The organism is Haloferula sp. A504 (assembly GCF_044385805.1).
Taxonomy (GTDB): domain Bacteria; phylum Verrucomicrobiota; class Verrucomicrobiia; order Verrucomicrobiales; family Akkermansiaceae; genus Haloferula.
On record NZ_JBISBU010000103.1, the window covers coordinates 1 to 8,590 of the forward strand.

Genomic DNA, 8,590 nt, shown 5'->3' on the forward strand with positions numbered 1-8,590 from the left:
GCGCCGTTCTTCCTCTTGGCCCCGAAACATTCCCTCCGTTTGGCGAACACCTCCTCCACGAACGCTTGCGATCCGATCGCCACCCCATCACTGAAATACCTCACCCGACAGCGCAGAAGCTGGCCTCGAGTGAGCTTGCCGCCGCTTTCCCGCACCTTCCTCACCTCCTCCAGGCACATCCCACGCCGATTCGACCGTCCCGACTCATCCGGCACTGCCAGTCCCTCGCCGAAGAGCCAGCAGCGATACCATTCCCCGGCGGTCAGATCGCTCTTCGTCGGCTGCTCCTCCCACGAATCCAGCGGCCGAGCCAGCACCCGGCACAGCCCGCGACGCGCCCGCTTGCTTCCCGCCACCGCCTCGGCGTAGCCACACCAGCGGTAGTCCTTCGGGTCCTGGCAAAGTCCGGCGCGCACCGGATTGAGGTCGATGTAAGCGGCCATCGTGCGCAGCGCCTCGCCGTCCTCGACGAGCACGCTCTTGTAGCGGTCCATCCACAGCGTGCCCTTGCGGCCGTGGTGTTTGTTGAACCAGCGGCTGAAGCGCTCCTTGAGTTCCTTGACGAAGATCTCCAGGTTGCAGAAGCGCTTGCGGAAGCGTTCGAGGAGGTCTTCGGCGGGCTGGTGCATGCCCTTCTTGCGGAGCTCGGCCAATTCCGCGCGGAGCGAAGTGATGAAGGGTTTGGAGTAGAGCAGCTTCAGGTGTTCGAGGAGGAGTTCCTCGCCGCCGTCTCCTTCGAAGCGGCGGAGGAATTTCTCGCGGTCCGGCACGCGGACGAGCAGGTGGAAGTGGTTGCCCATGACGGCGTAGGTGAGGATTTCGACGCCGGCGAAGCGTTCGAGGCGTCGCATCACGCGGCCGAACGCCTCCTTCTCGACCTCGCCGAAGAGCATGTCGCCGCCGGCGGTGCGGCTCATGACATGGTAGGCGTTGGAGCGGCCTTCGGGCCCGAGGATGCGTCGTCGTCCCGAGCCCATGGAGCCCTTTCCGAGCCGGAATCCGCCCGGATAGGCCCCCGTGGGCAGCCCCGCCTTTTCGACCGGGTCGATGTCCGTTTCAGCGTTGGATTTCATGGACTTGAGAAGGATCTACGAAAAAAATAGTGCCGCTGTCAACAACTGAATGCCTGACATCTTAACTGACATTGGAAAGAGGTTGGGGCCAGGAGGTCTGGATGCGGCTATCGCCTTCCGCTCGACTGCCGAGATTTCGGGGCGCGTTCGGCCTTGGAAGAGACTCGCAACTCCACCGGGGTCTGCGCCACGAATTGCGCCCGCGACATCACTTGGGAGGAGGAACGGCTCCTCGCTTCGCTCATCTGCTGAGCGACCTTCTTGTGGACCTCGGTTTTCGGCATCGCACGTCAAGTTAGGCTGAACTTGGCGAATTAACGAGCGGATTTCCATTCTCAAGACGGTGGAGCGCGCCGGGGAGATGGAACAATGCGGTTTGGGCCGGACCAGGATGGTCCGGAAACGGCCCCGCAATTGCGGGGCAGGATGCCGCAGCTACGCTCGCTAATCGAACAGATCCAGCTGGGGGGGATTGGGCTCGGGCATGTCCTTGGGGCGGGTGTTCTTCGCCTTCGGCCCGCGCTTCTTGGCGTCGGGCTTGGCGCTGTGCATCTCGAGGTGGCTCAGGATGTCCTTGGCGCGGTCGATGATGGGTTTTGGTAAGCCGGCGAGGCGGGCGACCTGGATGCCGTAGGACTTGTCGGCGGCGCCTTCGACGATCTTGCGCAGGAAGATGATTTCGTCGTTCCACTCGCGGACGGCGACGTTGTAGTTGGCGACGGCGGGGCGGGTCTCGGCGAGGTCGGTGAGTTCGTGGTAGTGCGTGGCAAACAGGGTGCGGCACTGGGTTTCATCATGAAGATGCTCGGCCACGGCCCAGGCGATGGAGAGGCCGTCGAAGGTGGCGGTGCCGCGACCGATCTCGTCGAGGATGACGAGGCTGCGGTCGGTGGCGTGGTTGAGGATGAGCGCGGTCTCGTTCATCTCGACCATGAAGGTGGACTGGCCGCGCGAGAGGTCGTCGCTGGCACCGACGCGGCAGAAGATGCGGTCGCACAGGCCGATGGTGGCGCTCTCGGCGGGGACGTAGGCGCCGATCTGGGCCATGAGGGTGATGAGGGCGACCTGGCGGATGTAGGTGGATTTGCCCGCCATGTTGGGGCCGGTGAGGATTTGGACGAGGCTGTAGTCGCCGTTGGGGTCGGGCGGGGCGCTTGAGGTGGCGGGGTTTGAGGGGTCAGGGGTCAGGGGTCGGGGGTCTGTGGAAGACTGAGGTTGGGTGGCCGGGGCTCCGGGGCGAGCTGAAGCTCGCGGTCCGTTCTGGGGTTGTGGGGCGGGTTGCAAACCCGCTCTCTCCATTTCTGACCCCTGACACCCGACCCCTGACCCCTCGGATGGCGGCACAAAAAGGGTATCGTTGGGCACAAACTTCTCTTCCACCAAGGTCTGCTCCAACACGGGGTGGCGGCCGTTGGTGATTTCGAGGTAGCGGCTTTCTTCGAGCCGCGGACGGCAGTGGCGGTGGGTCTGGGCGGTGTCGGCGAGGCCGGCGAGGACGTCGATCTCGGCGATGGCGGCGGCGGTCTGCTGGAGGGCGTCGAGGTGCTGGCAGACTTCCTTCCTGAGCTCGAGGAAGAGTTCGTATTCGAGTTTCTTGGCGCGCTCCTCGGCGCCGAGGACCTTGCTCTCCATCTCCTTGAGCGCGGGGGTGATGAAGCGCTCGGCATTGGCCATGGTCTGCTTGCGCGTGTAGTCGTCGGGCAAGGTCGCGGTGGCAAGCTTGGCGGCGGAGATCTCGATGAAGTAGCCGAAGACGTTGTTGAATTTGACTTTGAGGGAATCGACGCCGGTGCGCTTGCGCTCGTCGTCCTGGAGCCGGGCGATCCACTGTTTGCCGTCGCGGCTGGCGGAGCGGAGTTCGTCGAGCTCGGCGCTGTGGCCGTCGGCGATGAGGCCGCCGTCCTTGAGGGTGGCGGGTGGTTCGTCGGAGAGAGAGACGGTGAGGTGTTGGGTGAGGTCGGTGAAGTCGTGGAGGTGGTCGGAGTGCCGAGTGCCGAGTGAGAAGTGAGAAGTGGAAGACTGGGGTTGGGTGGCTGGGGTTGTCGGGCGAGCTGAAGCTCGCGGTCCGTCTGTAGAGTTACTGGCCCCTGACCCCTGACCCCTGACCCCTTCTCTCCCCGGGAGGCTCGCGAGGTCTTCCTTGAGGGCGGGGATGTGGTCGAGGGAGGTGGCGAGGGCCTGGAGGTCGCGGGCGTTGCCGGCGCCTTGGCTCAACCGAGCAGTGGTGCGTTCGACGTCGCGGATGCCCTGCAGGGACTCGCGGATCTTGGTGAGGAGGAAGGGCTCGGCGAGGAGGGCGGCGATGAAGTCCTGGCGGGCGGTGAGGGCTTCAAGGTCGCGCAGGGGGTGGAGGATCCAGTCGCGCAAAAGCCGGGCGCCCATCGGGGTGCGGGTGCGGTCGAGGACGCCTAACAGCGTGTGCTTTCGCCCGGAACGGGAGTCGACGAGGTCGAGGTTGGCCTGTGAGGCGGCGTCGATGAGGACGATGCCCTCGTCCTCGCGGACCTTGAGCGAGCGCAGGTGCTCGCAGGGGCGGCGGAGCTGGTGGATGAGGTAGTGGAGGACGGCCCCGGCGGCGCCGACGGCGGCGTCCATGTCGGCGCAGCCGTAGCCGTCGAGCGAGTGGACGCCGAAGTGGTCCTTGAGGAGCTGCCCGGCGGGATCGGGGAGGAAGGCGAAGGCGTCGTAGGCCTGCGAGGCGGGCAGGGCGCCGAAGGGCTCGAGTTGTTCGTCGGAGACGAGCAGCTCGCTCGGCGTGAGGCGGGCGAGCTCGTCGTCGAGCGCGGCGCGGGCGGGGAACTCGGCGACGGTGAACTCGCCGGTGGTGTGGTCGACGCAGGCGAGGCCGTGTTTCTTCCCGTGCTGGAAGACGGCGGCGAGGAAGTTCGGGCGGGAGTCGTCGAGGAGCGCGTGCTCGATGACCGAGCCGGCGGAAATGATGCGCGTGATCTCGCGCTCGACGATTTTCCCGGGCTGCGGCTCGGTGGTCTGCTCGGCGATGGCGACGCGCTTGCCGGCCTTGACCAGCTTGGCGATGTAGTTGTCGGCGGCGTGGTAGGGCACGCCGCACATCGGGATGGAGTTGCGGCGGGTGAGGGCGACGTTGAGCAGGGGCGCGGCAACGTTGGCGTCCTCGAAGAACATCTCGTAAAAGTCGCCGAGGCGGAAGAGCAAGAGGACGTCGTCGGGCAGCGAGCGGCGCATCTGCTGGTACTGCGCCATCATCGGGGTGAGCTTCTTCGCCGCCATCGGTGGCGAGGTTGAACGGTGGGTGGCGGGAAGCCAAGGAAGAGGTGGGAGGAGAGCGGTTTTGGCGGGATAGCGGGGCAGTCCGGTGAGGCGGTTCGGGCTTTGGGGGCCGGGGATTGAGGGGGCCGGGGCCAAGCGAGGTGCGGTGGAAGAGCCGATGAGGTGCGCGGGTGACTCGCGCTTCGCCTGGCCCCGGACCCCTCAGCCCCTTCGTCCCCCGGCCGGCACGGGCTTTCGCGGATGCCGAGTCTTCGCTTGTGCCGGGCCGGGGGGCTTCTCACGTTTGGGATCATGAAGAACCGTTGGATGCCGGTAGTCGGTGTGTTGCTGATGGTGGCGGGGCTGGTGCTGTTCTGGCGGGACGGGCGGATTTTCTCGACCTTCCTGCTGGAGATCGTGGTGGGGACGATCGGCCCGGGCCCGGCGGGAGAGGTTCCGGCGCATGAGTTTTCGTGGGGCGTGAAGAGCTTCGGCAACGTCAATGCCCAGATGGCCCGGGCGGCGATCGGGGCGCTGGCGATGTCGGTGGCCTTCGGACCGCTCACCGGGGTGCTTTCGGGCAAGGGAACGCCGGCGGTGCTGGCGGACCAGATCCAGGGGGCGATCCTGCTGATCGGGTTTGCCGGCGGATCGCTGTTCCTTGCAGGGGTCCTCGGCATCGTCGCGGCGAGCCTGCGGGCCGGTCGGCCGGAAGAGGGACGCCTGCCAAGTTCCGGGTGATCCACCTGCGGCAGGGAGACTGGTGCGAAAGGAGATCGCTTTCCCGAAATCGCGGCGGTTCGGGCTTGGGGGGGGGCGGGGGCCAAGCGAGGGGAAACGGAACAGTCGAGGCCTGACCCATCAATCCAATGCTTCGCCTGGCCCCGGACCCCTCAGCCCCTTTGTCCCCCGGCCGGCATGGGCCTGGTGGCGATCACGGCCACGCGGGTGGAGGGCAGGATGCCGCGGCGACCGCCCTCACGCCTTCTTCGCGGACTTGGAGGGCTTCTTGAGTTCCTGGAGCCTGGCGACGCCCTTCTTGCGCTGGGCGTGGACGAGGGCGATCTCGCTTTCAAGACCGGCGCGCCGGTCGGCGTCACTGGTCTCCTTGAGTTCCTTGAGCAACGATTTCTCGTGCTTCTTCAGTTTCTTGAGCACGTGCTTGAGGAACTTCTTCTTCTCCTTGCGCTTGCGCTCCGCGAAACTGAGGAAGTCCCTCGTCTTGTTCGCGAGCTTAGTCAGGTTCATGGGAGGAGGTGGTTGGAGTTTCCGGCAGGGTTCCCAGGGCTTCGGCCATCTCGCTCTCGTCGAGCGAAATGCTGCGCTCGGCTTCACGCAGCCCGTGGTCGGCGGTGGAGAAGAGGATGGCCCCCATCTTTACCAGATTCTTGGTGACCTGGTAGGCGTAACCGCTGTCGTTCATCAACGAAATCGTCACCGGCCCGCTGACCTTCCGCTGCTGGATCAGGTCGTTCAGGCGCTGGCCGAGCTCGCGGTCGTATTGTTTCAAGCGGGCCTTGAGCAAATCGAGCGAGAGGATGGCCGCCGAGTCGTGTCCCCGGTCGCGGACCTCGTCGAGCGAGCGCAGCACGGTGGCGAGGTTGCGGCGGATGCCGGCGTATTCCCCGCGGATCACGGCGTCGTCGCTGACGAGGAAGCGGGAAAGGTTCTTCCGGAGGTGCTTGGTGTCCTTGATCGCCTCGACGATGTCGCGGCCGGCGGCGCGCAGGGCGAAAAGTTCGTCGTGCTGCTCGGGGGTCATGTCGGCCTGGGCGCGGCTGATGAATTCGACGATCCCGGCGAAGAGTCCCTTGACGTTCTCGCGGTAGGCCTCGTCGATGTCGAAGTGGCCCGTGCCGGCCGGGACGTCGACCACCTCGTCGATCGGCTTGCCGGAGAGGATGTCGTCGAGGCGCAGGCCGAGGGCGCGGGCGATGATGTCCGAGGCGTTGTCGTAGAGGTGCAGGGTTTCCAGGCGGACGGCCTCGATGGCGGTGTCGGGCAGCTCGGTCGCGGAGGTGTGGAGATAGCGCGGCTGGGCGGCGGTGCGGGCCCTGGGTTTGATGCACTGTTCCAGGCTCCAGACCATGGGCTTGAGGAGGGGCAGCATGAGGACGATGCCGAGGGCGTTGAAGAGGGTGTGGAAGACCGCGAGCTTGAGCGTGTGGTCGTCGTCGGCGATGCCGAGCCAGGCGCTGGTGGCATCGACCGCCGCGGTGAGCTGGTGGATCAGACCGATGGCGACGAGGCCGGTGACGAGGTTGAAGACGAGGTGGGCGCCGGCGAGGCGGCGGCCGTTCACGTTCGACCCGAGGGCGCCGATGATGGCGGTGATGGTGGTGCCGACGTTGGCGCCGATGGCCAGGGCGAGGGCGTTCTCGTAGGTGATCTGTTGGGCGGCGAGGGCGGTGATGATGAGGACCAGGGTGGCGTGGCTGGACTGCATCACGACCGTGGCGACCAGCCCGATGAGGGCGAAGAGAAAGAGGCCGGGGTAGCCGCCGACGGCGAAGCGGGTGAGGTCGAGGCTGTGCCGGTAGGCCTCGAAGCCCTCCTTCATGTAGTGGATGCCGAGGAAGAGGAATCCGAGGCCGGCGAGGATGTAGCCGAAGCCCTTGGTGCTGCGGGCCTTCTGGAAGATCAGGATGGTGCCGAAGACGAGCATCGGCATGGCGTAGGCGGCGATGTTCACCTTGAGGCCGAAGCCGGCGACCAGCCAGGCGCCGGTGGTGGTGCCGAGATTGGCGCCGAAGATGATGCCGATGCCGGCGGTCAGGGTGATGAGTCCGGCGGACAGAAAGGAGATGGTGATGACCGAGACCAGCGAGCTCGACTGCATGAGGGTGGTCGAGATCACGCCGAAGCTCAGGCTCTTCCACAGCTTGTCGGTGGTGCGGCGGAGCAGGCGCTCGAGCACGCCGCCGGTGAACGCGCGGAAGCCTTCCTCGAGGGCCAGCATGCCGAAGAGAAAGATCGCGACCCCGGCGGCGATCTCCTTGAAATTCGGACTGGCCCAAAAGCCGTAGGCCAGGGCGGCGAAGACCGTGGTGAGGATGATTTTCCGGAACACGCTTGCCCGACGTATAGCCGATGCGCGCGCGGTGGCAATGACCGGGTCGGAGAGCCCCCTGCCGTGCGAGCCATGGCGGGCGGGCAGGGCTAGGAGAAATGGCGCTTCTTTGGCAGCGGTTTCGGTCGAAAGGTCGAAGGTCCGAGCAGTCGACCCGCTGCGTCCGTGCGAGAACGCTCGAGCAAAGGGACTATTGACCTTTGACCTTCCGACCTTCGACCTCCCGATCCTTCGTCCGTTTGCCAACTCGGGGCGATCAGTCTTCGAGCATCCCCTTCTCCTGCAGCACCTCCATGATCTTGAGGGCGGCGAAGGCGTCGTTGGCGGCGTAGAGGAGTTGTTTGGGACGCAGTTCGCGGGCGGCCCAGTTGCTGGTGGTGATGGATTTCGACTTCCGGAAGTGGCGCTGGAGCAGGGCCCCCACGGCGGCGCGGACGCCGATCTGCCGCGGGTAGCCGAGCTTGCGGAAGACCTGGTCGAGATCGAGGACGGGATGCAGCGGGATCCCGAGGCGGCGGCGGATCTGGCTGTGGTCGTTCTTCAAGCCGAAGCCGACCTTGAGCACCTGCTTCGAGGCGATGAGCGTGGCGGTGGCCTTCTCGCACTCCTTGCGGTGGAGCTGGAAGATGAAGGCCTTGTCGGTGAGGGCGAACTGGGCGACGTGGGGCCCGTCGCTCTTCTGTCCGGCCCGGAAGGTCGGCTTGGCCTCGGTGTCGAATCCGGCGATCCCGGCGGCAATGATTTCGTCCACCGCCTGCTGGCGCTCGGCCCGGGTCGACGGCACGTGGATGTGGGACTGGGAAAGTCCCTCGAAGGGGGGCAGGAGAGCGGTCTCCGCCTTGGTCGGCGCCACCTGTCGCGGCGGTTGGGCGGTTTCCTCCCGCGGGTCGGCGGACGGTGGTGAGGAACGTCGGCGGCGGCGGGGACGGGGTTCGTGCTGACTCATCTCGCTGCGCCGATACGGCCTGCTTTTGCGGGCCGTGTCACGAGGCAAACGGCAGGCGGCCGGTTTTGGTTGGCCCCGGAGTGAGAAAACCGCGAATCCTCCTTCGCCAAGGCTTCGGCGGACAGGTCGGCGGACAGGTGAAGGAGGATCTGGTGCTGCTAGTGTAGGCCGCCTTACGGACGAGTGATTATCTGCCAAGGCTGAATCGTGCCGAATACCGCGGATTTAGGGGATTGAACGGATTACGCAGATTTTCTGGACTCTTAAAATCTG

Annotated in this window: 6 protein-coding genes; 1 reads left to right on the top strand and 5 read right to left on the bottom strand. The window is 65.8% G+C overall.

Going from position 1 to position 8,590, the window contains the following annotated elements:
- Together ACG2LG_RS23240 and mutS are read right to left on the bottom strand one after the other, a co-directional pair.
- Nucleotides 1-1,073 (bottom strand): transposase (locus tag ACG2LG_RS23240; RefSeq protein WP_396263174.1); only part of this gene is annotated, 1,073 nt, incomplete at its 3' end.
- Between the two features lie 444 nt (nt 1,074-1,517).
- A complete protein-coding gene (mutS, locus tag ACG2LG_RS23245) occupies nt 1,518-4,322 on the bottom strand; it encodes a DNA mismatch repair protein MutS (RefSeq protein WP_396263175.1) in 2,805 nt (934 codons plus the stop codon).
- Between the two features lie 291 nt (nt 4,323-4,613).
- Between mutS and ACG2LG_RS23250 the strand changes: the two genes are divergently transcribed.
- On the top strand, nt 4,614-5,042 hold the full coding sequence (locus ACG2LG_RS23250) for a hypothetical protein (protein WP_396263177.1): 429 nt from the start codon (nt 4,614-4,616) through the stop codon (nt 5,040-5,042).
- Nucleotides 5,043-5,279: 237 nt separating this feature from the next.
- On the opposite strand, the gene ACG2LG_RS23255 is transcribed toward ACG2LG_RS23250, so the two are convergent.
- The 3 genes from ACG2LG_RS23255 to ACG2LG_RS23265 all read right to left on the bottom strand — a co-directional run bounded on the left by ACG2LG_RS23255 (nt 5,280) and on the right by ACG2LG_RS23265 (nt 8,317).
- Nucleotides 5,280-5,549, bottom strand: coding sequence for a hypothetical protein (locus ACG2LG_RS23255; RefSeq protein ID WP_396263179.1), 270 nt, complete (start codon nt 5,547-5,549; stop codon nt 5,280-5,282).
- A complete protein-coding gene (locus ACG2LG_RS23260; RefSeq protein ID WP_396263181.1) occupies nt 5,536-7,371 on the bottom strand; it encodes a Na/Pi cotransporter family protein in 1,836 nt (611 codons plus the stop codon). Before ACG2LG_RS23260 ends, ACG2LG_RS23255 begins: the two co-directional genes overlap by 14 nt.
- Nucleotides 7,372-7,627: 256 nt before the next feature.
- Nucleotides 7,628-8,317: a 3'-5' exonuclease gene (locus ACG2LG_RS23265; RefSeq protein WP_396263183.1), complete on the bottom strand. Its 690-nt coding sequence runs from the start codon at nt 8,315-8,317 to the stop codon at nt 7,628-7,630.
- Between the last annotated feature and the right edge of the window lie 273 nt (nt 8,318-8,590).

Excerpts from the sequence above, each read along its gene's own strand:
- ACG2LG_RS23255 (WP_396263179.1), bottom strand. The coding sequence starts at position 5,549 with ATGAACCTGACTAAGCTCGCGAACAAGACGAGGGACTTCCTCAGTTTC.
- ACG2LG_RS23265 (WP_396263183.1), bottom strand. The coding sequence starts at position 8,317 with ATGAGTCAGCACGAACCCCGTCCCCGCCGCCGCCGACGTTCCTCACCA.
- mutS (WP_396263175.1), bottom strand. The coding sequence starts at position 4,322 with ATGGCGGCGAAGAAGCTCACCCCGATGATGGCGCAGTACCAGCAGATG.
- ACG2LG_RS23250 (WP_396263177.1), top strand. The coding sequence starts at position 4,614 with ATGAAGAACCGTTGGATGCCGGTAGTCGGTGTGTTGCTGATGGTGGCG.